Raw genomic sequence first — 25,492 nt, 5'->3', positions numbered from 1 at the left:
CCGCATCCTTCAATAATCGTTTCTCCCTCATTTCATTCCTAATACATTCCTTAATTGCGCGATGCTGTAAGCACACTGGGCCCTGGTGGCAGGAAGCGCGGCTTGGAAATCAGGATACAACAACCCGTTTTTCCGGGCTGCTTCTACAGACGCTGAATACCAGTATGGGCCAGCGGTTACGGAACCGGCTTTATCAGGGGGCAAGGCCCTCGCCAGTATACTCGCCAGTTCGGCTCCGGTGATCTTACCGTTAGGGTCAAATAAACCGCCAGGCTTGCCCTTCATATAACCTTTGCTTACCACGGCCGCGATAGCCTGACCAGCCCAGTAATTCTTAGGAACATCGGCGAATCCATTGCTGGCTTTGCTCTCTGCCTCTTCCAAACCCAGCCCTCTATACAAGAACACCGCTAACTCTGCTCTCGTTACCCGGTTTTCCGGCCTAAAACTCCCGTCCGGGTACCCGCCCAGAGCCTTGACCTGTACCAGCTTCATTATGGAGTCATAAGCCCAGTATTCCGGAGTAAGGTCGGAAAAAACGCTTTTCGATTCACTTTTCGATTGTTTCCAGTAGTTAACATTTACCGGAAACGGCTTTCCGGCCAAAGCCGTCACCGCATAGGCGGTCATCGTGACGGGCGAAGAGGCCAGTCCTTCCTTCCAGTTGAAGGAACCATCGCTGTTTTGTAAGCTTAGAAGGTGAGTCACGGCGTTCTTTCCGTTTTTCGACCACTTGAGGCCTTGAGGGTCTTCCCCCGCAGCTATTAACCCCTGTATGACCCAGGCATCGGAAGCGGCATTGGCACCGCTGGCCATCCACGCATCACCACAGTTGAATCCCCCGTTGTCCTCCTGGCACCTCTTGATGTAAGCCAGCGCGTTTTTTACCGCAGTCGAATTATTGGGGTTTTCTCCTAAAAGCACCAAGACCTGAAGGGCTACTCCCGTATCATCCGCATCACTCTGGTACCCCTCTAACCAGCTAAAGCCCCCGTCCCCGTTCTGCCGGGCTAACAGCCACTCCCGGGCCTTATCTTGGTTTGGAATCTTTTTTCCGGCAGAGGCCAGAGCCAGTACCGACCACATGTGGGCGTTTATCATCCCTTTTTCTCCTCGACCGGGCTGGAAGAACGCCCCATCGCTCTGTTGAAAAGAACTTATCTTTTCCGTCAAGTCCAGCTCTTTGTACTTAGGATCTTTTGCGGCTGCACTAAGAGCCAGTAACAAACGAGCATAATCACAAGTCTCTTGTATATGGTCCTTACAAGTTTCTAGGTAATCCAAAGGGCTCTTACCAGACGGCGCCCACGCCGTGCCCGCGACATCTTCTCCCGCTGCCTCTAAAGCCATGATGACCCAGCAAGTGACCGCCTGGCTGCTCTCGCCTCCTGGCTTCGCCGGAAAACCACCGTCGCGGTTCTGGACACGGTGCAGGTATTGAACAGCTCTTGCCAGGCTGGATGCCGCCTCTGAACCCGTCACTGGGTAACCGGCCAAAGCTGCCTGCGAGCTCACTAAAACTAAAAACAGCGCTAAACTAAGCCCTATTGCGAAAACTTTCTTTTTCACGCTTATGCACTCCCCCGCTTTTTACTGTTTGCCGTTTCGCCTCGAAATTACCCCCGGAAGGAAGCCCCGCCCTCGTGCTCAACGCAGTTCATCAAGCTGGCTAAGGCTTCCCTAGCCTGGTCAAAGGTAACTATGCCAGGAATAATGTTGTGGAACAGTTTGTTCAACTGCGGTGAATAAAAGGTCGAACCTGTAAGCACATCGTACTTGCTTCCTTGTTCCATAACCTCTCCTGCCGCCATCAACACTATCTCATCAGCGTATTCAGCAGCAAACTCGACATCGTGCGTTACTACGGCCACAGTAGCTCCCCCGGCTTTGAGCTCCAGCAAGAGGCCGCCCAATTCTTCTTTTAATCTATAATCGAGACCCCGGGTGGGCTCGTCCAAAAGCAGCAGCTCGGGCCTGGCTGCCAGAACCGAAGCCAGTGCCACCCGCTGGCGTTCCCCGGTACTCAAATCGCGGGGATTACGGTCAGCAATCGTTTCCAGGCCCAGCCTATTTAGAATCTGCTTCCCGGTTGCATCGTTCTCAAGTCCCAGGTTTTTCTGAGTAAACTCTATCTCCTGCCTTACCGTAGGCATAAACAAATAATCGTTAGGGTTCTGCGATAGGTATCCGACCGTCTTTGCCAGCTCTTCAACGGGCAGCATTCCGGTATCCCGCCCCACAATGATAACCCGTCCACGAGACGGTCTGAGCAAGCCGTTTATGTTTTTGAGAAGAGTAGTCTTTCCTGCCCCGTTCTCTCCCATTATGACCACGAATTTGCCCGGTTGAATGTCTAAGTCGACTGATTTCAGCACTTCGGTTCCACTAGGATAAATGAACCAGAGTTTTTGGACCTCTAGCACAGGTTTCTGGGAGTCAGCCTTGACTACGCGTAGCCTGTCCTCAGCACATGTCGAAGCTGGAAAACCGCAGTTCGAAATCCAGTTCCTGAGAAGCCTTCGTCCTTCTTTGACCGTAACCGGAATGCTCCAGCTCCCCACGCTGGCAAACAACTTGGGCAGAGGAGGGACAAACGGCGTCCCGCCCCTCACAGCCCATTCAGCCATGGCCTCGGGAGCGTGGTGGTCATAAACAATCCTCCCCTCGTCCATCACCAGCACCCGGTCGGCCAGGTGAAAACACCTCTCCAGGCGTTGCTCGATCAGGACCACCGTGATACCGTTTTCCTCGTTCAGCCTCCTCACCATGGTGAGTATTTCCTCTCCCGCCACGGGATCGAGCTGCGATGTGGGTTCGTCTAGCAACAACACCTCTGGCTGCATTGCCAGGACCGAAGCCAAGGCCACCTTTTGTTTTTCCCCGCCCGACAGCTCTGGAATAAATCGGGAAAGAGAGCCTGTTAACGAGAGAGCTTCCGTGACCTCCATCACCCGGCGTCTCATAAGCTTGGGAGGCAGCCCGAGGTTTTCAAGGCCAAAAGCGATTTCCTGCTCCACCCCGGTCATAACCATCTGCGCCTCGGGATCCTGAAAGACTATACCCACCTTCTGTACCAGGCTTCTTTTGTCGAGTTCCCGCAATTCGGTACCGTCGAGATAAACCCTGCCGCCGTATTTGCCCCCGTAAAAACCGGGGATCAAACCGGCTATAACCCGGAGCAGACTGGACTTTCCGCTTCCCGAACCCCCGATTACCAGAACGAACTGTCCCTCAGGGATAGACAAGTTGATCCTGTCTAAAGCTGGCTTTTCCGTGCCGGGATAGTAATAGGTCAGATTTTCGATCTTAACCAAGGCCAACTTTTCCACCCCCAAGCGAGAACAGCAGGTACTGAAAACATAGCAGTCATGACCGAGGCCAGGCCGACTTCCCTACCAGTAATAGCTGCCAGGCGAGGGTAGTACATATAATCGGACCAGCCCCGCCCCACGGCTACTAACGCGGTAATTGCTCCGATCATCACGCCTGCCATTACCAACCAGTCCCGCGGTCGCCACAGCTCCCTCCGGTAATAGCTCCGAGGCCCACTCCCGAAGCCCCTAGCGTGCATGGACTCGGCCAGGAGCAACGAACGCTCAAGCGAAGAAAGTAACAGGACGCTGGCTACCGGAACCAGATTGCCCGCACGCTCCCACCACCTGCCGACTTCGAACTTAACGCCCCGGCAGCGCTGGACCTCGGTTATCCGGTAAAAATCACCTATCATCAAAGGAAAAAGGCGGGTAGCAAGGGTTATGACAAGAGTGGCCCTCGTCATCCAGCGGCTGAGCAGGCTCAATATCTTGTCGGGGTGCACCGCATAGGTGTACAGGCAAAAAACGCTTATTACAACCAAGAGCCTCAGCCCCATGCCTGCTCCGTAAGCCAGGCCTTCCACGGTTACCCTCAAATGACGCAAAAGAGGCACCCTGGCCCCGGAGAACAGCGGGGTTGAACCAGCCTGCCCCACCACAGCGTTAATTAGAACGATTAAGAGAATCATAGCCAGTGTCAGCTTCATGTACGACCGCCATTCCCGAGCAGTATCAGAGGCGATAATGACCGCTCCAACTGCCACGAACAGGCCCAAGAGGTAAGCAGGATGAGAAAACACCAGGGACAGCAGGAATACCGACAGGATAAATACCAGCATAGTAACCGGATGGAGCGTATGAATCAAGTTGCCTTTTTTCCGGTAAGCCAGCATCGCTACTTTCCTGCCTTCCCTTAGAACGGTAACCTCATTACTTTACCTTCCACGACAGCTGCACTGTACAGCCCGGATATTTTCTCCGGCCGCCCGGCCAGGGCCTCGACCGCTTGCTCCAGCCCCTCGCGGTCGATACCTATTACCAGCCACAGAGGACTGCCATCTCCCAGTCCCTCGCCGGTAGCCGCTATGACCGCAGCGTTAGTAGCATACACCCGCGCGGGTTCTCCCCTACAATCGAGCAGTTCGACTCCATCCTCGGTGAAGTGGACAAACGTCCCGTTCCGCCGGTATCCTTGGTTCAGCTTGTCTAGGTAAGGGCTGTCTTTTAGATGTCTCCACTCGCCTACCACGATGGTTGGTCCCGATCTCGATGAAAGCAGGCTCTCGTTCAGAATTCGAACCCCAACCGAAGAAACTCCGCTGGCTTTTAGGGCCTCTTTCAGGGTCTCTCCAAGGTCCAAGCTCCCTGGAGCGCACAAAACGGTAGTTCGCCTTGTTTTCCCGCGGTAGCCATGGAGGAACGGCTCCGGGTAGCAGCCTATCACTGCCGAGTTAACCAATCCAAAAGTATCCCATGAATGGTAGTCCCACCACACCGAATCGCCAGCCCTCAGCTCGTAATCGCCTGCCCCTACGTCCGAGCAGATACCGTTGACAAAGAAAAACCAGTCTTCCCGTGGGCCTGAGAACCCCCCACTCTGCGACTCTACCCCGTTGATCCCGGTAATCAAGCCGCCGCTGTACCCCGTTTTCACCTGACAGTTAGCTTGGAGAACATCGAACACTGTCCAGCCGGGTTCCATGCGAACCTTCTTGTCCAGAAGTTTCGAGCTTCCGAAGTCTTTCGTTACCACGAGGTGCACCGTAGCAGCGGTTTGTCCGGTTTTTCCCTCACCTTTTTCGAGAAAAGCATCCTGGTCAGAATCGGTACCGGGACTTGCTTTTGTCCCGGTAGGCTCCTTAGTGTCCGCCGTTTTCCCAAGCGTTTTCTCCTGAACGGTATCGTTTTTTGCCGCACCGTCTTTGGCCGCTTTCGAAACCTGGATTCGATCCGCATCTTTGTCTGGGCCTGCGCTCTGAACAGCTGCTTCCTTTGTTTTATGGCCGGTAATATCATTGGCCGCCCGGCCGCCGCAACCGGCGACCGCCACCGCCAGAAAAATAACCATCAGGACTGCCAAACAAAAACCCAGTCGGCGTTTTAACAAAACATCATTCCTCCCCCAAAGTCCCTGCTTAAACGGGGCCCTTCAACTCCCTGCGCCTTGCACCCTATTTTGACCCTGGTTCTGCGGCCTGCGATTTCAAATACCTGTAGACGACCACCGCCGCTTCTGCCCGGGTGGTGCTCCTTTGACCCTGGAAAGTCGATCCTTCACATCCTCTCATGAGGCCGCGTTCTACAACGTACTCCACGCTTTTCCGAGCCCAAGCAGGGGTAGATTCTTTATCTCTTAGAACTGTTTGGCTTAGCTGTCCGGGTGCTGGCACTGCGGGCATCCGGGCTAGGATCGAGGCCATCTCGAAGCGGGTTATGGTTCGGCCGGGACCAAAAGTTCCGTCAGGGTAACCACCGGCTAAGCCCTGGTTGGCTACCGCCCCGACAACACCTGCAAACCAGTCTTCATACTTTACATCCCGGAAGCCGGTACCCCTGACCTTGTCCGGAGTCAAGCCTAAGGCGTTTGCCAACATGGCCGCGAATTCCGCCCTGATCACCGGGCGAGCCGGTTCGAAGCCCTTGCCGGTTCCGCGGACAACACCCTTGGCCGCCAGGTACTCTATAGCTTCTTTGGCCCAAGCGAACTTCTCACCGACATCGGGGAAGGAAATGGTCTTCTCCGGTTGTTTTGTCACGACCACCTGGTTCGTCGGCGGCAACTCGACCACCGCAAACTTGGTGAAATGGTCGGTTTTGAATATGGCCAGCCCCTTCTTGGCATCTATCAGTCCGGGAATGGGCACCCATTGTTTATCCTTCTCGTCGTACCAAGCCGGGGTCAGGAGTTCGAGCTTTAGACCCTCATCTATCGGAAGCTTAATAATAACGGTTACGGGCGAAGCGAACTTGGTACCACTGGGCTCAAGCTCGTAAAGGGATGAAGCGATTTTGCCCGGGACCTGCACGTCAACTTGGGACGAATTCAATTCCTTGAGCGATATTTCTACCGTCTCGTTCAAGGCCTTGGCGGGTATGAGCAACGACACCTCCTGTTTGGTATCTGCCAGCACGGCTTCTTCCGTTCCCACCTTCACGGTTACGGATACCCGGTTTTCCGCCAACTCCTTTTTCAAAGCTTCGACCTCGGATTTTGACATGATGTGATCTTGGTTGAGGATCTTGATCCCGGTCAACACCTGCCCGAGTTCGTTCTGGTATTGGCTGACGGCTTCCTTTACCGCTTGCACAATCTCCGGGCTTATCGCTGTTGTCTGAGCCTCTTGCAGGTATTTACCGCTGACGAGATCTTCCCACTTGGGACCGCCGGACATGGCGTTGGTGCTGTACCAAAAGATGATCTTGTCATTTTGGCGTACTGAGCAGTCGCCGGGTAAAACACTCGGCATGCTGCCGTTCACGCTGTAGCACCAGCCGTTCATTCCCTCGTTTCGTTCGCCTTCTATAGCAACCACCAGCCCGGGCCACTGGCTCGAAAACTCCCAGCTCAAACCCGTTTTGTCCAAAGCCCCCATCGCTGTCAGCCCGAATCTATCGTTTGGAGAAAGTTCCACTGATCCTGGGCCGTACAGAAGGTTTCCACCCTTTCCCACCACAGCTATGTTCACCGTTACTGTCTGGTATCCCGAGGTCGTGCCTGACCCAGAATTCGCGGCAGCTACTGTTACCGTTGCCGTTCCGGTCAGACTCCCGTAACTCGCCCTCACCAGGGTGGTACCTGGAGCAAGGGCACTAAGCACGCCTCCAGTATCTATACTGGCGACACTGTCATCACTTACTTCCCATACTGCTTGCGTTGTCACATCGGTCTCGGTTCCGTCTAGGCGGAGGAGTTTCGCAGTGAGATCCTGCTGGTCTCCTACCCTAACACTTGCTTGTGCAGGCCTGATAAATACACCAACGGGCTGATCGTTGCTCAGGGTTGCGCCCAGCATCAGGCAGGCATCCAGAACCCAGGTGTTATCCATTATGTTCTTGCTGCTGCCGAAAGTACCATCTTCGTTCTGTACTCCGGTCAGTAAGTAGTCTACCGGACTGTTTTCCGCGCTGCTCTTCCAAGTTTGGGGATCTATTTCCAAAAGTTTCAAAGTATATATGACTTCAGCCGTGTCTATCGCGGGGTCCTCCCAACCAGCGTCATCTTGAAAACTGCCATTCTCTTTCTGTAGTGCTTTCAGCCATTCGAGGCCCGCCTCTATGGCCTGTGTCACAGCATCTGTCTGGTCCCCTGACGCATAGTGCTTTAGATAATCCAAAGCTCGGATTGCCTGGCAGGTCGCCACAGTATCGTTCCAGGAACTGGTCCAAGCCCCGGTGCTCGTATCCCTTTGGCTCAAAATATACTCAATCGCCGCATTTTTGTCGTAAACCTGGCCTATTACCCCTGCCCTTCCCAAAAGCTCAAAAGCCGCGAGATCACCGAAAGCATTGTTGTCAAAAGACCCGTTCCCCGTGCACGTCTGACGATCGTTTAGTATCTGGAGCAGTTGGTTGGCTTTCTCATTATCCCCGAAAGCCTGCGCTGCCAGCAGATGCTGGGCCAGGAGTTTAGATGAATAAGTACCGCTAAGATTGGACAGTATCTGGTATGTTTTCGCCAGAACCTTATCCTTAAAACTCTGGCTCTCATAAACCCAGCTGCTCAAATCGACTCCGGCCTTATCAAGCACATATGCATCGTAAGCGCCAAAACTCGTCCAACCGTCATCTACTGGAGTCCCAGTTTGAAGCAAGACATAATTATTCTGCACCGCCCTGGCAGCAAGGTCATTAAGACTCGCCTGGGCTTCTGCGGTTCCTGGCAGAATAACCGTTGTTAACAGTACGGCCAGCAAGCAGACCAGCGTTACCAGGCGCTTCCGTCCACCGTTCTTATGCATGAATTCTAACCCTCCCTCAACCATTTCTTTACTACAATGGCATCAACGCCCATCTCTGAAAATCAATCATCGAGCGTTGATCCGTAGCTACCCTACCAAACCAAACACCAATTAAAAAACCCCACTTCCACTGAAAGAAGTGAGGTTAAAACTCACAAGGCCTGATATGCACTCATAGCGCACTCCCCCTCTCACGCGGAAGGTTGACGACGCACCGCCTCGGGCAGGTTTCCTGACTCGCGGATCCTCGCTCCATTCCCGCCTTCCCATCCGGCACGCACCCGGTTCCGTCACAACCGGCTACATGTTCGGACAGTGGCTTACTGGGAATGTCGCTCCCCGCTCACAGTGGCGCGACCGTCCAGGATTCTCACCTGGTTCCCTTTTAACCTCGCTTCGTCTTGCTAGCCGAAACGAAGATACCCGATGCCTTTGTATTTTGTATTTAGTTGCCTCCAACTCCTTACTCTTACTACGATTTAATGTAGCACTTTTAAAGTGCCATATCAAGTATCCCAAACCATTTTTGTTATTTAATTCCATGCCGCGTTAAAGCGAACCGTTAAGACCGTTCTTGAGGGCTCCTCCGACTACTGGGAAACCGAGCCCTTCTTTCTCTTTGGCCCCCGACCCGCGAACCACCACTATTTCTTACGCTCAGACACGATAACCGCCGCTATGATAATTATACCTATTAGAAGCTGCTGGTAATAAGGCTGGACGCTCACGATGGTTAGGCCGTTCGCCAGCACCCCTAGCAAAAGGCAAGCAATAACGGTCCCCGGTATACTGCTCGCCCCCCCTTTCATGCTGGTACCGCCGAGCACGGTGGCTGCAATCGCTTGAAGTTCATACCCGAGGCCGACTGTAGGGTCAGCAGTGTTAAGACGGGATGCTAAAACCAAACCCACTAGCGCCGCTGCTGTTCCGCAGATGGCATAGAGTCCGGTTTTGTACCAGCCCACCGGAACCCCAGTTCGGAGCAGGGCTTCTTCGTTTTCTCCCATAGCGGAAGCGTACAGCCCTAATTTCGTTCGGGTGGCTGCTACCCATCCCAGCAAAGCTACTGCCAAAGCAAGCCAAACCGGAACGGTGAGTCCCATAATGTTTCCCTTCCCTAAACAAGCAAAACCGGATCCGAACCCGTATATAGGGATCCCCTGGGTCAAAATGAGAGCCAATCCCCGCGCAATCGACCCGCAACCCAGGGTAACTATAAAAGGGTTAATATCGAGCAGGGAGATCAAACTCCCGTTCAGCAGTCCTACTAGGGAACCTAAACCCAGAGCGCAAGTTACCGCTGCCGCTACCGTTGCCCCGGCTTTAAGGCAGAGCCCGGCGACAATCCCGCTCAGAGCCACTACCCCACCTACCGAAAGATCAATGCCCCCGCTCGCTATCACGATAGTCATAGCCACTGACATCACGATAAGCACGGCTGTTTGCTCGAGTATATTCTTGGCGTTATCCCACTGCCAAAAATGCGGGGAAACTAACGAGAGGACAGCAGCCAGAACCGCCAAGGCCGTCACCAAGAGCACCTGGTTGAAGTACTTTCCCGTACCCACAGAGATATTTGCCTTGGCCCGCTGCCACAACACTGCCACACTACTGGTTTCTACGCCGTTTCCGTTCCCGTTATCAGTTTCACGACCGTCTCTGGGTCGGTGTGCTTGACGCTGGTACAACTAACAACCCTCCCGTGCCTGAATACGCAGATGCTGTCCGCGATAGAAAAGACTTGGTGAAGGTTATGGCTTATGATAATTACCGAATACCCCTGGTCCCGCAACCTCCTAATCAAATCCAGCACAAGACAGGTCTCCTTATAGCCCAAAGCTGCCGTCGGCTCGTCGAGAACGAAGAGCCTGCCCCCCATGTTAACGGCTCTGGCCATGGCCACCGCCTGCCGCTGGCCTCCGGACAAAAGCCCGACTAGCATGTCCACTGCTGGTAGGTTTATTCCCATTTCTTCCAAAACCTTTCGCGCTCGGCTGTACATCCTTTTCCTGTCTAGAAATATGCCCCTAGTTAACTCCCTGCCGAGAAATACGTTAGTAGCTACATCGCCGCAGTTTACTAAGGCTAAATCCTGGTAAACAGTAGCGATTCCCTCTTGAATAGCCAGGGCAGGGGTCAAATGCGTATACACCCGGTCGTCGATAATAATGCGTCCTTCATCGGGAACCAGTATTCCTGATATGATCTTAACAAACGTAGACTTCCCAGCCCCGTTGTCGCCGACAACAGCGGTAACCTCACCCGGTTCCACCGTGAGGTCAACTCCGGCCAATGCTTTCACGCTACCGAAACTCTTATGCAGGTTTTTCACTTTCAAGCGGATTCCGCTCAATCTCTTCACCTCGCCGACATCACACCTGGGTTCGTCTTTTTGCCCAACGCGACACCTCCCGGACGGCACCCATAGCGTCGGGGGCGTATCCATCGGCCCCAATTTGCCTGGCATAGCTTTCCGTAACCGGGCTCCCGCCCACTATAACCTTGAACCGATCCCTTGCGCCCTCTCTGCACAGCAAATCGATGACTTCTTTCATCCCGGACATAGTCGAAGTCATCAGAGTAGAAAGGGCTATTACATCCGCCTCGACCTCACCGGCCTTTTTCACAAAAGCCCGAGCGGGAACATCCCGCCCCAGGTCGATGACTTCATGGCCCGCACATTCCAGCATGGTTTTTACCAGATTCTTTCCTATATCGTGCACATCGTGCTCGACGACGCCGATTACTATTCGCGTCCTCAATTCCGAAGGCTTTTGAGGCAGGTAGGGCTTTAGAACCTCCAATCCGGCATAGAACGCGTCGCAGCACAGCAGGAGTTCGGGTATGAAATACTGTCCTTTTTCAAAGAGACAACCCGCTCTGTACAAGCCCCGCCGCAAACCGTCATCTATAATATGTCTGACCTCCCCGCCTGAACAAGCATAAGACTCACAGAGAGCCGCGGTTCTTTCGATATCCATACCGAGAACCACCTCGGCAATCAGTTCGGCAAAACTTTTCCTCCCGCTGTTCAATATACTCCCCTCCCTGCTGGCAACCTAGCTGCGCCGCTACTGCTCTCAGACTTCAAACACTCAGGAGTCCGTAATTCCTGGTCCCAAGACCCAACTTCTCGGCGTAGTCAAGCATAAAGTCGCCGCTCACCCCTGTAAAATCCCACAAACCAGCTCCTCACGACGAATTCAAGCCGGTCCGAGTTGCCTCGAACCGGCCTTGACCCTTGCAGCCGTTTTACACCCTGCCTCCTAGTGCCAGCCCTCAAAGGTGTGAACGTTGCTCTTGTTGACCAGGGCCAGGGGGGTCCAGTATATGTCTTCTGTAATCTGGTGTCCCTGCAAAACCTTGAGCATGAGGATTACACCACCTTTTCCGAAAAGGTATGGCGACATGGCTACAGTACCGTCCAGTTCGCCTTTAGCTATGGATTCCCTGGCTTCGTCGATGAAATCTACCCCCACTACCGTCACCTGCTGTTTCTTGCCCTTGGCCTTTAGGGCTTCAACCGCTCCCAGGGCCATGACGTCGTTAGCACAGAATATTCCCTTGAGGTCGGGATGGGCCTGCAGCAGGTTAACCGTTAAATCGTACGCCTTTTGGCGGTCCCAATCACCCGGCTGAACGCTGACCAGTTGAATCCCGGGGCTGCTCTCAAACACTTCTTTGGCCCCGTTCTTGCGGGCTTCTCCCTGGGCTGCTCCGGCCAAACCTTCGATTATCGCCACCTTACCCGACTTCACCTTCTCCACGATAAAACGAGCTCCGAGACGTCCCTGCTCTGCAAAGTCAGAGGTTATGAAAGCTTCGACTTTAGCTCCCTGCTCGGCCGCCGCTTTCTCGTCTATACTGGTGCCCACGGCGACAACCGGAATCCCTTTTTTGTTGGCCTCCGCCACCCCGGAAATGAGGTTGAACGGGGTGATGGCAGAAATGGCGATTGCATCGTACCCCTTGACAACCAAAGCTTTGAGCGTGTCCAGCTGGGAGTTGATGTCGTCCTCTTTAGGGGCTGCCAGCACGTCGATGTCGACTCCGTATTCTTTGGCCGCTTCTTCGTAACCCTGCTTCATAGTAACCCAGAACGGGTTAGCCAGGGTAATCTCTAAAGCCGCTAACTTGTATCTCTTGCCTTTTTCGGGCAGAGGTTTAAGAGAATCCAGCAGTTTAGCCTCGGCTTCCTGGAATGCCGCGTTAGACTTAGCAGGGGCCTTATTTTCGACTTGTGATTTGGACTCGGTCTGTTTTTCCACTTTTGTTTCCGTCTTACCCGCACAACCTGCTGCACACAAGGTAAACATCATCGCAATCACCAGCATAACTGCGGTTAAAACCCGTATTTTCATCCATTTCATCCTCCTCGCTGCGCGCTATTAATACTGGAAACCTTTTAGGAACTCGAGAACATCCCTTTCCGTTACCCTCAACCTGGGTCCGGATTGAGTGCACTTTATCGCTGCACAGGCATTGGCAAATGCGAGGGCCTCGTCAGCGCTTTGCCCCTTGTAGAAAAGAGCGAATATCAGCCCGGCAGCAAATGCGTCCCCAGCCCCGGTAGTGTCGACGGCTTTTACCGGAAAGGCGTCCTTCTTCAGCACTTGTTTTTCGTACAGCCAGGCAGCCCCCTCGGAGCCCAGAGTACATATGACCCCCTCAGGCGGCTGTCCCCACCGTTTCACCTCCTCCAGGGCCCGGAAAATGTCATCGATACCGGTCAGCTCCCGCAGGTTTTCGGCGTTGCTGATCACCAGGGTACTGAGGGTCACCATTTGTGCCAACTCTCTTTTTGGCACCCCGCACAAAGCCATGAAGGACGGGGGACACTGCAGGTTGAAAACCATAGGAATTCCCAGGTCTCTACACCTTTGAGCTAAGGACAAGGCCGGTTTGCCGGGAAACATATCGGTGTAGAAAACGCGGGCATCTTCCAGCATGTGAGGACCGACTTCGTCTGCTGCCAGCGAAAGCAAGGTATTGCCGAGGTTAGCCAACACTATCCTGGACCCGTCGGGGGATACAGCGATGAAGGTATGAAGAGTAATTCCCCCTGCAACTACCTTAACGTGGTCGGCACCTACCCCACACTTTTTGAGGTCCTCGAGGAAGAGCCTGCCGTAGGAGTCATCCCCTATCTTGGCTACCAAAGCCGTATGCACGCCGAGAAAAGACAGAGCAGTGAGAACGTTGGCACAACTCCCCCCGGGAGTCAAACATTCTTCATGAACAAAAGCGAACCCATCAGATTTGGGCAGCGTATTACAACGCAAAACCACATCCATGGCGGCTGTACCTAACCCTACAACCTTTGACGACATTCTCGCTATCTTCCTCCCCTAGAGACTTTGGGTCCTCACCTAATCCACCTAACTTTTTACCGTCTGTACCTAGCCCGCTCACCTCCTATCAGCCTGGGCCTAGTTCTGGCTGCTACGACCCTGGCTTTACCCACGTACTCAGTGGTAAGATTTATAGGCTTTGCCACGGGCCTGAGGTGCATGCCGATCATGGTTAGTCCGATGTCTATCCCCAGGTTAGCGGAAATAGACTCCACCACCACCGGATCCCGGAAGTAACCCCAACTGATAGCGGCGAAAGTCCCTCCTGCTTCCGGGATCGGCAGCACGTTTACCTCCACCAGGTCCTTGTCCAACATCAGACTTTTTTCGACGATAAGGGCTCGGTTGAGGTGCTCACAGCACTGCACGGCAATTTGTAAGTCTTCGGGCTTGTGTTGCCACAGGGCCTTAGCCACAGCGTGGGCTAGAACGGGATCCCCAACCGTGTCCTCCCTTCGGCCTTCGACCCGACTGATACTGCAGGACACAACCAAGATAGCCCCCGGAATATAAGGACCAGCAGCTAACAACTCCTGCATCACGGCTCGGGTGTCCCGGAAAACGCTGTCAGGTGTGACCATTTTCCTTGCCACTCCCTCCTCGTTCGGCTCTCAGTTCTACTTTTAGAGACCTCGAGTCGCCGGGCGGCCCGTCTGTACAGCCGCCATTGTGGGCTGTCCTTACCCTCATTTCCTGTTTCCCACGATTTCTAAGAAAGCATCAATCCTCACCCGGAGCGATTCCCGGTCTGACTCCGAGTAATCGGTTTCGAGATGGAGGTACGGCAGACCTAAATCTTCCTTCACAGCCTGGGCAACTTGGTAAGCCTCGATGTTATAGGTGTGACATGCCTGCCAGGTCAAATCGATCACCCCGTCCACCTGGAAATCTCGAGCCATGTCCTTTATGAGCCGGATGCGCTCGTGGTTGGGGGTCATTACCGAACACGGTATTCTGAGGTACTTTTCGGCCAAAAGCATTAGAGGGTCTCGGGTGTCCTCTTCGTCGATTATCAAACCCACGGTTTTGTACCCGCTGCAGTTCTCCATAGCCACAACTGCTCCCCCGCATTCCTCGACCAGGCTGACCACTTTTTCGCTGCCGACGCCGATCGGGGTGCCCGTGACCAGTATTCTCGGGGCATTCAGTTCCCCGTACTCCCCTTCTTCCAGTTCTGATACCAACTGTTCCAGCATGTGCACCCTTTCCCACCTGTCAGAATGGAATCCTATCTGCCAGGCAACCTTGACCAAGTCCGTCCCCGAGATAACAGGCGGCTTCCTGCGGTTGAGATCAAAAAGCCTCTTAAGAGCCCGGTTGCACTCGTTCACTACGTGAATTGCCTCCCGCAGGGCTGTATCTGTTATTTCCACGTCCAAAACCTCTTCCAACTTGCCTTTCAGTCGCACCATTTCCCGGTACCAGAGCTCGAAAACATATTCCCCGGTCGGAAACTGGGGCAGGTGCATAACGTGGACGGGCTTCAGTTCCTGCAGGAGTTCAAACATTTTCTTCTTGCCGTCACAGGTGGTCTCGCCTATCACTAGGTCGGAAAAGTGAAAGTAAGGGCAGGTGTCGCTCAGGGCGAACCCGTATGATGATTTGATGAGCGGACACAAATTGGCCGGGAGTCTGGTTTCTGCCGCGGCTATCGGTTCCTGCCTGGTCCCGCAAAGGCCTACCGGTATAGCCCCTGCTGCCAACACCAACTCTCGAGGTCCGTAGGAACAGTATATGCCTACAACTTTTACCCCTTTTTCCTTGGCTTCTTTCAGTATCATGAGATTGCGATCTCGAATCGAGTCGAAAGATTCCAACACTCCTGTACCCATAAACCCACTCCCCTGAACTGTTCTAATGTGCGAGCTATTTGCAAGGTACAACTGGCCCGAGATCCGCCTGCTCCATGGAAAACCTCCGGCTAGCCTCGATTAACGCGTGAATATTCTCGGGCGGAGTCTCCAGGGGTACCGTGCATCCCGAGCTCAAAACATAGCCCTTGGGAGAATCAAAACCTTTGCTGAGACACTGGGTCGCAGCTGCCATTACTTCTTCGTACGATCCCCTGGCGAGAACGGAAACCGGCGGAACGTTACCTTTTATGACCAACCGCGCCCCCATAAAACGCTTGGCTTCTTCTACATCCTCCTTTTCGTCAAAGCTGAACTGGCTGACCCCGAGTGCAGCTACGTCCTCCCAAATAGGTTTGGTCGTTCCGCAGATGTGGAGCGATAAAGACCGCCCGAAACAAGACCTGTGCCACTCGCAGATGGTCAACAAGTAGGGTTTCGCGAACTGGCGGAAATGACGAGGGCTGATGACGCTGCACGATGCCAGCGGCTCTCCCAAACTACAAGATACTCCCAGCCTAAAACAGGCTTGCATATAGTTCATGATGCTTTGCGTGCTTATTTCTAATATCTGGTAGGCAAACGCCGGCTTCCTTATAAGGTCTTTCAGAAACTCCTCTGTCCCCCGCAAGCAGGCTGCCAAGGTAAAAGGACCTCCTACGCCGCTTCCTACTTTGACCCGATCGCCGACTCGATCTTTGATGGTTTTCAGGGCTTCCAAGTACATAGGCAGCCGGCCGTCCCTTTCCGCCTCAACCGGCTTCAGCCGCGACAGCGATCTTTCATCCTCGACGACAGCCGTAGCCATCTGGGGACGCTGGTCAGGAGCGTATCTAAGCCTGCAGCCCATAGCCTCAGCCATGCCTAAATAGTCCGGTCCCACGCCTACGGAATCGTATCCAAACACTTCAAAAGCCCGAACTTGGGCCTCGGCCATCAACCCCGGCGAATGCAAGTAGCGATCTACTGGTACCCCCACAACCACCGAAGGATACTCTCCGAGGATAGGACAAACCGGTATCCTGTCCACTTTTTTTCCTTCCGCCAGGGCTTCCATGCGCTCCCTGGGTGTTATGGTTTCCATAACAATGCACTTTACGGGCATTCAGAATCATTCCTCGCTGTAGTCTCCGGTGTCCCTTCATCAACCGCAAATAAGCGCCCTTCTCCTGGATCCGCACCCCCTATTTTCAGAGCCAATTCTACGTTCCTCACCAGAGCCGCTAACTGGAGATATGAAGCCTGCCCAGCGGTCATTTCATCCAGGACCCGGTTAAATGCGGGATGAAAGTCCTCGCCGTTAGCACAAGCTCGACCGGCACTCGCTAAAGCCTCGGCTAGCACAATGTCATCTTTCAGCCTCAGCTCGGCTGGCAGGGGATTGAAAATTACCCAGCCGCTCCCCCAGGAACGGGCAGGCGGCTCTCCCACATCCCAGCTTCCGTCCAACGATACCGGACCGCACCGAAAGAGGAACCCATCGCACAGAGCTTGTCCAACTCCCACAGTCCGAACCTTTTGCGCTCGTAAATATCCCAGCGTACCCTCAAGGTCTACACTGTCTTTGGGAGCTGTCGCTATCAGACACGCCTCGGTCCGGGACAAGCAGATCAAGTCCTGCGAAACCATACCTTCCCGTATGCCTCCCATGCCGGCAGTTACCACGATCACAGGGCTGGATGTAAACAAGCTCATCACGCCCGATACCGTGAGATAGCCGCTGTTTTTCTTATCGAGAGCATCTTTTACCCGCCTCCCGTCCAAGCGCTTCCACCCGTCCGCGGGCCTATGGTGCAAAAATTGTTCAACACCGCCGCAAACGACACGACCTTGCTCCACCCAGACCAGGATTAAACCCTGGTGCCGAGCCAGCTCCTGCTCAATGACTTCGTTAGGGATAGAAGGTAGACCGCACCCCAGCAAAGCGGTTTCGATAACTATCGGTATGCCGGGGTTCTGGGCTGCCCTATTCTCAACCATCACCCTCGACCCCCACCTTTTCGGGTACTTAAGCTAACGGGAATTATCATAACTTATTGTTATGTTCTATATAATTAATTGGACGTATCCACTACTGAATTATAAACTAATATCAACGTCGCAGCCAACCACTTTGTCTTTTTTGTAGCTTTAACTATATGGGACTTTGAAATGGGCAGAAGGGAAAACAGCCCGAACGGAGAGCCCTGACAGAGGACAAATAACCTGAAGCACCTTGGCTATGCGGGAAGAGCAAACGCACGAGCTCTGCTTCTCAACTGATACTGGCCACTTTTAGACCTGAGTCCCTAAGTCCAGCTATGGTAAAAAAATCCCGCTGTGCGCCTGTCAGGGTATTTTAGCTTGCTTTCAGGCGACAAAATATCGGTTCCAGGCAGTACGGTGCCGAATTGTCGCCCAGCGCTCATGGCAAAGGGACACAGAGAAGGTACCCAACTTTGCAGGCTAACGGGCAATCTTGCCCGGAGTATACCTTTCTCTATAATCCCCTCTTCCAACCGACAGGCGCACGCAGGGGCGAGGGAGTCGACATTTGCCTTGGCGCAAATGAGGTCACAGTGCCGCGTCTGACAAGTGTTACATCAAAAAACCCCACTTCCCGTCAAAGAAAGTGGGGCCGCTGTCCGTAAAATGCCCGTTCGGACAGTTCGCGTGCACTCCCCTTCTTGCGCGGAAGGACGAAGATGCTCAGCCTCCGGCAGGTCTCCTGACTCGCGGATCTTCGCTCCATTCCCGCCTTCCCATCCGGCACGCACCCGGTTTTCTCACAACCGGCTACATGTTCGGACAGTGGCCTACTTGGAATGTCGCTCCCCGCTCACAGTGGCGCGACCGTCCAGGATTCTCACCTGGTTCCCTTTTAACCCGCCTGATCCTGCTACCAGGCAGGTCACCCGAGACCTCAATGATTCAGTTGTCGACGGTATCTTACACTAACATTAATACCACATCTTCTCAACACCTGGCAACCATTTTTGTTATTTAGTACCATACCGTACTAAAGAGCGCACTCTTAATTCTTAATTCTTAATTCTTAATTCTTAATTCTTAATTCTTAATTCTTAATTCTTAATTCTTAATTCCTAATTCTTAATTCCTACCATTTCACCAATAGCCCGTACTAGCTCATCCCTTCCCTCACCGGTGAGGCTGGAAAAACATAGCGGTGGATCTGATAAACGGAGCTCCCGCTGGATAGCCGCCAGTTGCGTTTTCCATTTTCCGCGGGCTATCTTGTCGGCCTTGGTAGCTACTACTGTGCGGGGAATCTGGTGATAACCTAGCCACTCGCTCATGAGTTTGTCCGTTTCAGTTGGATGATGCCGTATGTCTACGACCTGAACAACGCCCTTCAGCTGGCGCCTCTCCTTGAGGTACTTTTCTATCAAAAGGCTCCACCGCTTGCGCTCTGCCTGCGAGACTTTGGCATACCCGTAGCCCGGCAGGTCCACCAAAAACCAGGCATCATCGAAAAGGTAGTAGTTTATAGTCCTGGTCTTGCCAGGGGTAGAGCTGGTCAGAGCCAGGTTCCGCCGGTTGGCGAGGCAGTTGATCAAAGAAGATTTGCCTACATTAGACCTTCCGGCCAAAGCTATTTCCGGCAGCCCCGATGCAGGCAAAGATTCTATATCTACGTAAGAGCCCTTGAATTCAGCTTTCTTCACTCTCATGTTCTTCATTGAAGGGTTTGCTCGGCAACAGGTCCTATGACTTCTCCCAGGCTTTCTTTAGCCTCAGGCATTCCTCTAACCAGGGCCTTTTCCAAAACCTGATCCATATGGTCTACCAGGACGAAGTCCATTTTTTTCTTGACATTAGCGGGTACTTCTTCGAGGTCCTTCTTATTTTCGGCAGGCAGAATGACTGTGGTAATGCCCGCCCGGTGAGCAGCCAGCACTTTCTCCTTGATCCCGCCTACAGGGAGAACCCTTCCCCTTAAAGTAATCTCTCCGGTCATGGCTACATCGCTCCGGACCGGCCGTTTGGAGAAAGCCGAAGCGAGGGCGGTCGCCAAAGCAATACCAGCGGATGGGCCGTCTTTGGGGATAGCCCCCTCTGGCACGTGTAGATGCACATCGTATTTCTCGTGAAAATCGGACTCGGTGATCCCCAGCTCCCCCGCTTTGCTCCTCACATAGGAAAGGCTGGCCTGGGCCGACTCTTTCATGATATCGCCCAGGTGTCCCGTCATCGTCAATTTACCGGTTCCGGGAAGCAAAGCGACCTCCACCGATAGGGTGTCACCACCGGTCTCGGTCCAGGCCATGCCGGTAGCAACCCCGACTTGATTTTCTTTTTCTGCCGTACCGTACCGGTATTTTTCTGCTCCCAGGAAAGTCGGTACCGAATTGCTGGTTACCCTAACCGACTTGTTTTTATCAGCCACCACTTCCCGAGCCACCTTACGGCAGATGGTAGCAATCTCCCGTTCCAAGTTACGCACCCCGGCTTCCCGCGTGTACTGCCTGATTATCTTGCGGATAGCGCCTTCAGAGAAGCCGATATTCTTCTTTTTCAGTCCGTGTTCTTTGATCTGTTTCGGGACCAAATAGTCCAGCGCGATCCTGGTTTTCTCCTCTTCAGTGTACCCGGAGATGTAAATGACCTCCATCCGGTCCAACAGAGGACGCGGGATGCTGTAGGGAGAATTGGCAGTCGTTATAAACATCACTTTGGACAGGTCAAACGGCACTTCCAGGTAGTGGTCGCTGAACATGTGGTTCTGTTCAGGATCCAGCACTTCCAATAAAGCCGAAGCGGGATCTCCCCGAAAGTCGGAGCTCATCTTGTCCACCTCGTCCAGCAAGAAAACAGGATTCTTAGTTCCTGCCTGCTTCATTCCCTGGATAATACGCCCAGGCAAAGAACCTACATAGGTGCGGCGGTGTCCTCTAATTTCCGCTTCATCCCTGATCCCGCCCAGAGACATGCGCACGAACTTTCTCCCCAAGGCCCTGGCAATAGACTTTCCGAGCGAGGTCTTACCCACTCCCGGAGGCCCGATGAAACACAAAATGGGCCCCTTCATTTTTCGAGCCAGCTTCCTTATAGCCAGGTACTCGAGTATCCGTTCTTTGGGCTTGGTCAAACCATAGTGGTCCTCGTCCAGTATCTTCTGGGCAACGTCAAGATCCAAACGGTCTCTGGTTTCCTGCGACCACGGCATGGAAAGCAGCCAATCCAGGTAGTTACGTACTACCACCGCTTCCGCTACCATGGGAGGCATCTTTTCCAGCCGCTCTACTTCTTTTAAGGCCTTCTCTTCGATTTCCGGCGGCAGCTTGGCCTGGGCTATCTTTTCCCTCAGTTCCTCTCCTTCAGCTACCCTTTCATCCTTTTCTCCCAGCTCTTTTTGGATGGCCTTCATCTGCTCGCGCAGGTAGTATTCTTTCTGGGTCTTCTCCATCTGCTTCCTGACCCGGATGTTTATCTTTCTTTCGAGCTCCAAGACTTCCATCTCTTTGGCCAAGATTTCACACAGTATCTCCAGCCGTTTCTTGACATCAAGTGATTCCAGTATCGCCTGTTTCTCATGTACCCGCAAAGACAGGTGAGAAGCGACAACGTCGGCTAACCTCCCCGGTTCCTCGATGGCCACCACCGAGACCACAGTCTCCGGCGGTATCTTCTTGCTCATTTTAACGTATTGCTCGAACTGGTAAATAAGAGTCCTCATCAAAGCTTCTATCTCAGGGGCTTTTCTGTCAGGGTACTCTTTGAACTCTTTGATGCCAACCTTAATAAAAGGCTCAAAAAAGATGTATCCCTGAATCTCGGCCCTGTTCAGCCCTTCCACCAGTACCCGCATGGTACCTCCGGGCATCTTAAGTATCTGCTTAATCTCAGCAATGGTGCCTATCTGATAGATGTCATCTTCCCCCGGATCATCGGTCTGGGCTTCCTTCTGAGTGGCCAAGAAAATCTTCTTGTCCTCAAGCATAGCCTCCTCAATGGCGTTGATGGATTTTTCCCGGCCTACATCCAAATGTATAACCATGTGGGGAAATACCAAAACACCTCTTAGCGGCAGCAGTGGGATTTCGCGATAGTAGTACTCCTTCCCCTCGTACACCCCAAATTACACCTCCTATTACGGCCAAACCGCAAGTATATTCTACTATATGAAAAAAACGAATGTAAGAGGGCATCAACGCCGGACAACCGGAAAATACCCGTCTCATTAGATTTTTAGCTGTTTTATTGTACCAGAAACCTATCCAGCGGTCATGTTTAAAATTATGGGTCAACTGCTTAAAAAGCCTTTTAATGAGTAAAAAATGAAGGCTTTTTGCCAAAAATGCCCCTCGGTTGAGCCGGTGAAAGTATGTTTTCAGTCTTAACAGTTAACCAAAGTACGTGGGTATCCTGATACAATAGAGTCCCGCGAAACATCAACCAAGACAGCGTTCTCGATTACCTGGGCAATGCTCTCCACTGGGACTACCTCTATGTCCTCCCAGTGTTCAAAAATCTCGAGCCAGTTTTCCTGGGGTATGAAAACCTGTTTAACGCCTGCGCGGCGAGCCGCCTCAATCTTGGGAATTACCCCGCCTACCGGTTTCACATTCCCAGCCACTGATATCTCCCCAGTCATCGCGACATAAGCCCTGACTGGCCATTGTTTTAGGGCTGAAAAGACCGCAACCGCCATAGCCACCCCGGCTGATGGTCCATCTACAGCCATCCCACCCGGGAAATTGATGTGAATGTCATAATCCCCAGTCTTGAGCCCATATACCCAGCGGAGAGCGGTCATTACGTTCTCAACCGCACCTTTGGCCATACTCTTGCGCCTAAAAGCATGGCCAGAATCGCCGAACTCTTCTTCTTCTATCACCCCGGTCACCTTCCACCGTCCTTGCCCTGGCCTGGCCTTCATCGCGCAGACTTCAACCTCGATCAAGCGTCCCTGGTTAGCGCCGTGAACAGCCAAAGCATTTACCACTCCTACCCGGGGAGTAGGGCTCGGTCGGACCTCATAGCGCGGGTTGAATCTGCCGTGATTAACTACTCTGGCGAGTATTTCCCGATCTATCCTTGAGGCCCCTTTCACGGTTGCGATCCCCGCTGCCAACTGGATAATGTTCACCGCCTCCCTGCCATTGGTAGCGTAACGCGCAACCTCGGCCAAAGCGTCTTCGTCGATGGCACAACCGATCTTTTCCGCTGCCCTCCGGGCTATGAGCTGGATCTCGTCCCTTTCGAGCGGCCGGAAGAATATTTCCATGCAACGAGATCTGAGAGCAGCGGGAAGTTCTTCCGGAGACTTAGTCGTAGCTCCCACCAAGCGGAAGTCGGCGGGAAGCCCGTTCTGAAAAATATCGTGAATATAGGACGGGATGTTCTTGTCCTCCTGACTGTAATAGGCGCTTTCCAAGTAGACTTTTCTCTCTTCCAAAACCTTCAGGAGCTTGTTCAGGTGGGTTGGGTGCAATTCACCAATCTCGTCGATAAAAAGAATGCCGCCGTGAGCCTTGGTGACAGCGCCCGGCTTGGGTTGCGGGATCCCTGCCAATCCGAGGGACCCCGCCCCTTGATAGATCGGGTCATGAACTGAACCTATGAGAGGATCCGCTATATTTCGCTCGTCAAACCGGGTGATGGTAGCATCGATTTCCACAAACCGTGCTTGACCGCCGAAAGGAGAAAGGGGATCGGCTTTCGCGTACTCCAAGACCAGCCTTGCAGCCGCGGTTTTCCCGACTCCCGGAGGGCCGTAAATGATGACGTGCTGAGGATTGGGCCCGCAGAGAGCCGCTTTCAGAGCCTCGATCCCTTCTTCCTGCCCTACTATTTCTTCGAAACGGCTGGGACGGGTCTTACTCGATAAGGGCTCGGTCAAGGATATTCCACGGAGCCTTCTAAGTTTTTCCCGTTCCTTTTCCGAGTCTCGAAATACGGCCGCCTTGGTTCCCCTTTCCCTGCGCAACAGATGCCAGAAATACAATCCAATAACTATGCCGAAGAAAACTTGAATCAGGTAGAAAAATCCCCCTAACTCACTCAAGCGGTATCACCCTCATCCCTACGCTTTGGTGGTTATGCTACTACATATTATCTCCACCACCTAAGCTTTCATCAGGATGGAGCCGGAGTAAAAAAAGGCAGCTTTCGCTGCCTTTATCAGTTTACCCTCCTTTTTGGCTCTACGGTAACCAAGAGAGGTTTTTCCTTTTTCTGTATCACATCCTTTGTCACCACACATTTGGTGACGTCCGCCCGAGATGGTATCTCGTACATAACGTCCAACATAACGTCTTCCACTATGGCCCTTAGACCTCTAGCACCGGTACTGCGCCGCATAGCCTCCTCAGCTATCGCTTTTAAGGCATCGTCAGTAAACTCAAGGTTTACGCCGTCCATGTCGAACAGCTTTTGGTATTGCCGCACCAGAGCGTTTTTAGGCTCAGTCAAAATCCTGACCAGAGCAGACTCGTCTAAGGCGTCCAAAGTTACGATGATAGGCACTCGCCCTACAAACTCTGGAATCAGTCCAAATTTTAGAAGGTCCTGGGGCAATATCTGTTCCAGTATCTCCCCTATTTTCTTCTCTTTCTTGGTCTTGATGTCAGCTCCGAATCCCATCGACTTCTGGCCCACGCGGTTCTGAATTATCTTGTCTATTCCTTCAAAGGCACCGCCACAGATAAAAAGTATATTACTGGTATCAATCTGAATGAACTCCTGGTGAGGGTGCTTGCGTCCACCTTGGGGAGGTACGCTAGCAATAGTCCCTTCCAGTATCTTTAAGAGAGCCTGCTGCACGCCTTCTCCGGATACATCGCGAGTGATTGATGGATTGTCAGTTTTGCGGGCTATTTTGTCAATCTCGTCGATGTAAACTATCCCTTTTTCTGCCTTCTCGATGTCGTAATCAGCCGCCTGGATAAGCTTCAACAGGATGTTTTCAACGTCTTCGCCTACATACCCGGCCTCAGTCAGTGAAGTCGCATCGGCAATGGCAAAGGGCACGTTCAATATCTTGGCCAGTGTCTGAGCCAGAAGCGTCTTCCCGCTACCGGTTGGCCCCAGCATCAGGATGTTGCTCTTCTGCAGCTCAACATCGTCCAGCTTGGTCCCGAGGTTTATCCTTTTGTAATGGTTGTAGACCGCTACTGCCAGTATTTTCTTCGCTTTCTCCTGCCCGATAACGTATTGGTCCAAGATATCTTTTATCTCTTGGGGCTTAGGGATATCTCCCATTTCAAACCCAAAATCCTCGGCCAGTTCTTCTTCTATTATTTCATTGCACAGTTCTATACACTCATCACAAATGTAGACTCCGGGGCCAGCTACCAGCTTTCTCACTTGATCCTGGGTCTTGCCGCAGAAAGAGCACTTTAACTGCCCTCTCTCGTCGCTGCCAAACCGCTGCATAACCTCACCTCGCTCACATTACAATAAGCACTACTTCTTACCCTTACGCTTGGATTCATAGAAAATGTCATCGATAATCCCGTACGCTTTTGCCTCCTCCGCAGTCATAAAAAAGTCCCTTTCCACGTCCCGTTCGATCACTTCCAGTTTTTGCCCGGTCCTTTCTGCCAGTATCTGGTTCAACCGCTTTTTCAGATTGACTATCCTCCGGGCATGTATCTCGATATCGGTGGCCTGTCCCTGGGTCCCACCGATAGGCTGGTGAATCATTATCTCGCTGTTGGGCAAAGCAAACCTCTTGCCCTTGGCCCCAGCTGCCAGTAGAAAAGCTCCCATGCTAGCGGCCATGCCTACACATATGGTCGATACGTCGGGGCGCAGGTACTGCATGGTATCAAAAATAGCCATGCCTGCCGATATTGAGCCTCCCGGACTATTGATGTAGAAATGGATATCCTTGTCCGGGTCCTCTGCTTCTAAGAAAAGGAATTGGGCTATGATTAAGTTCGCAACCTGGTCGTCTATAGGGCTACCTAAAAAAACGATACGGTCTTTCAGTAACCGCGAGTAGATGTCATAAGCCCGTTCCCCGCGGCTCGTCTGTTCCACCACAATCGGTACCAGGTAGGATAACTTGTTCA

General features: G+C 52.9%; 19 protein-coding genes and 2 riboswitches. All 19 genes read right to left on the bottom strand.

Features of this window, described 5'->3' with window-relative positions:
- Positions 1-27 precede the first annotated feature (27 nt).
- Positions 28-1,569: an S-layer homology domain-containing protein gene (locus SLIP_RS11910; protein ID WP_013174517.1), complete on the bottom strand. Its 1,542-nt coding sequence runs from the start codon at positions 1,567-1,569 to the stop codon at positions 28-30.
- Between the two features lie 47 nt (positions 1,570-1,616).
- Complete coding sequence (locus SLIP_RS01600) at positions 1,617-3,329, bottom strand: ABC transporter ATP-binding protein (RefSeq protein ID WP_423218580.1); 1,713 nt, start codon at positions 3,327-3,329, stop codon at positions 1,617-1,619.
- Positions 3,293-4,207 carry an energy-coupling factor transporter transmembrane component T gene (locus SLIP_RS01595; RefSeq protein WP_013174515.1) on the bottom strand — a complete coding sequence of 305 codons (915 nt, stop codon included), beginning with the start codon at positions 4,205-4,207 and terminating at the stop codon, positions 3,293-3,295. The genes SLIP_RS01600 and SLIP_RS01595 overlap by 37 nt, the downstream gene beginning before the upstream one ends.
- A 20-nt stretch (positions 4,208-4,227) precedes the next feature.
- The gene (locus tag SLIP_RS01590) at positions 4,228-5,421 is read right to left on the bottom strand and encodes a DUF4430 domain-containing protein (RefSeq protein WP_013174514.1); all 1,194 of its coding nucleotides are present in this window, start codon (positions 5,419-5,421) and stop codon (positions 4,228-4,230) included.
- Positions 5,422-5,485: 64 nt separating this feature from the next.
- Positions 5,486-8,272, bottom strand: coding sequence for an S-layer homology domain-containing protein (locus tag SLIP_RS01585; RefSeq protein ID WP_013174513.1), 2,787 nt, complete (start codon positions 8,270-8,272; stop codon positions 5,486-5,488).
- A 205-nt stretch (positions 8,273-8,477) separates the two neighbouring features.
- Positions 8,478-8,714, bottom strand: a riboswitch (cobalamin riboswitch).
- 202 nt (positions 8,715-8,916) lie between these two features.
- Positions 8,917-9,960 carry an ABC transporter permease gene (locus SLIP_RS01580; protein WP_148216486.1) on the bottom strand — a complete coding sequence of 348 codons (1,044 nt, stop codon included), beginning with the start codon at positions 9,958-9,960 and terminating at the stop codon, positions 8,917-8,919.
- Positions 9,891-10,634, bottom strand: coding sequence for an ATP-binding cassette domain-containing protein (locus SLIP_RS01575; RefSeq protein WP_049764994.1), 744 nt, complete (start codon positions 10,632-10,634; stop codon positions 9,891-9,893). The genes SLIP_RS01580 and SLIP_RS01575 overlap by 70 nt, the downstream gene beginning before the upstream one ends.
- Positions 10,635-10,644: 10 nt before the next feature.
- Positions 10,645-11,307, bottom strand: a complete 663-nt coding sequence (locus tag SLIP_RS01570) for a corrinoid protein (protein ID WP_013174509.1) — start codon at positions 11,305-11,307, stop codon at positions 10,645-10,647.
- A 231-nt stretch (positions 11,308-11,538) separates the two neighbouring features.
- On the bottom strand, positions 11,539-12,633 hold the full coding sequence (locus tag SLIP_RS01565; protein WP_013174508.1) for a sugar ABC transporter substrate-binding protein: 1,095 nt from the start codon (positions 12,631-12,633) through the stop codon (positions 11,539-11,541).
- A 27-nt stretch (positions 12,634-12,660) separates the two neighbouring features.
- Complete coding sequence (locus SLIP_RS01560; RefSeq protein WP_013174507.1) at positions 12,661-13,602, bottom strand: carbohydrate kinase family protein; 942 nt, start codon at positions 13,600-13,602, stop codon at positions 12,661-12,663.
- Positions 13,603-13,658: 56 nt separating this feature from the next.
- Positions 13,659-14,216: a TIGR01440 family protein gene (locus tag SLIP_RS01555; protein WP_013174506.1), complete on the bottom strand. Its 558-nt coding sequence runs from the start codon at positions 14,214-14,216 to the stop codon at positions 13,659-13,661.
- 93 nt (positions 14,217-14,309) lie between these two features.
- Positions 14,310-15,455, bottom strand: coding sequence for a double-cubane-cluster-containing anaerobic reductase (locus tag SLIP_RS01550; protein ID WP_013174505.1), 1,146 nt, complete (start codon positions 15,453-15,455; stop codon positions 14,310-14,312).
- A 34-nt stretch (positions 15,456-15,489) separates the two neighbouring features.
- Entirely contained in the window at positions 15,490-16,578 is a 1,089-nt protein-coding gene (locus tag SLIP_RS01545) for a uroporphyrinogen decarboxylase family protein (RefSeq protein ID WP_013174504.1), read from the bottom strand.
- Entirely contained in the window at positions 16,569-17,453 is an 885-nt protein-coding gene (locus tag SLIP_RS01540; protein ID WP_242649134.1) for a pseudouridine-5'-phosphate glycosidase, read from the bottom strand. The genes SLIP_RS01545 and SLIP_RS01540 overlap by 10 nt, the downstream gene beginning before the upstream one ends.
- 700 nt (positions 17,454-18,153) lie before the next feature.
- Positions 18,154-18,386, bottom strand: a riboswitch (cobalamin riboswitch).
- 170 nt (positions 18,387-18,556) lie between these two features.
- Entirely contained in the window at positions 18,557-19,153 is a 597-nt protein-coding gene (gene yihA, locus SLIP_RS01535) for a ribosome biogenesis GTP-binding protein YihA/YsxC (RefSeq protein ID WP_013174502.1), read from the bottom strand.
- Positions 19,150-21,546 (bottom strand): endopeptidase La, encoded by a 2,397-nt coding sequence (gene lon / locus SLIP_RS01530; protein WP_013174501.1) that lies wholly within the window; start codon positions 21,544-21,546, stop codon positions 19,150-19,152. The genes yihA and lon overlap by 4 nt, the downstream gene beginning before the upstream one ends.
- Positions 21,547-21,810: 264 nt before the next feature.
- Positions 21,811-23,481, bottom strand: a complete 1,671-nt coding sequence (gene lonB, locus SLIP_RS01525; RefSeq protein WP_013174500.1) for an ATP-dependent protease LonB — start codon at positions 23,479-23,481, stop codon at positions 21,811-21,813.
- A gap of 116 nt (positions 23,482-23,597) precedes the next feature.
- Complete coding sequence (clpX, locus tag SLIP_RS01520; RefSeq protein WP_013174499.1) at positions 23,598-24,851, bottom strand: ATP-dependent Clp protease ATP-binding subunit ClpX; 1,254 nt, start codon at positions 24,849-24,851, stop codon at positions 23,598-23,600.
- A gap of 30 nt (positions 24,852-24,881) precedes the next feature.
- Positions 24,882-25,475, bottom strand: a complete 594-nt coding sequence (gene clpP, locus SLIP_RS01515; RefSeq protein WP_207635752.1) for an ATP-dependent Clp endopeptidase proteolytic subunit ClpP — start codon at positions 25,473-25,475, stop codon at positions 24,882-24,884.
- Positions 25,476-25,492: the final 17 nt, after the last annotated feature.

The sequence above is a fragment of the Syntrophothermus lipocalidus DSM 12680 genome (genome assembly GCF_000092405.1).
Taxonomy (GTDB): domain Bacteria; phylum Bacillota; class Syntrophomonadia; order Syntrophomonadales; family Syntrophothermaceae; genus Syntrophothermus; species Syntrophothermus lipocalidus.
The sequence above is the reverse complement of the archived record's forward strand: the minus strand, read 5'-3'. Positions and strand labels throughout refer to the sequence as shown.

Coding starts and splice junctions, on each gene's coding strand:
- SLIP_RS01560 (WP_013174507.1), bottom strand. CDS start 13,602: ATGTCGTCAAAGGTTGTAGGGTTAGGTACAGCCGCCATGGATGTGGTT.
- SLIP_RS01540 (WP_242649134.1), bottom strand. CDS start 17,453: ATGGTTGAGAATAGGGCAGCCCAGAACCCCGGCATACCGATAGTTATC.
- SLIP_RS01550 (WP_013174505.1), bottom strand. CDS start 15,455: ATGGGTACAGGAGTGTTGGAATCTTTCGACTCGATTCGAGATCGCAAT.
- SLIP_RS01545 (WP_013174504.1), bottom strand. CDS start 16,578: ATGCCCGTAAAGTGCATTGTTATGGAAACCATAACACCCAGGGAGCGC.
- SLIP_RS01585 (WP_013174513.1), bottom strand. CDS start 8,272: ATGCATAAGAACGGTGGACGGAAGCGCCTGGTAACGCTGGTCTGCTTG.
- yihA (WP_013174502.1), bottom strand. CDS start 19,153: ATGAAGAACATGAGAGTGAAGAAAGCTGAATTCAAGGGCTCTTACGTA.
- clpX (WP_013174499.1), bottom strand. CDS start 24,851: ATGCAGCGGTTTGGCAGCGACGAGAGAGGGCAGTTAAAGTGCTCTTTC.
- SLIP_RS01565 (WP_013174508.1), bottom strand. CDS start 12,633: ATGAAAATACGGGTTTTAACCGCAGTTATGCTGGTGATTGCGATGATG.
- SLIP_RS01595 (WP_013174515.1), bottom strand. CDS start 4,207: ATGCTGGCTTACCGGAAAAAAGGCAACTTGATTCATACGCTCCATCCG.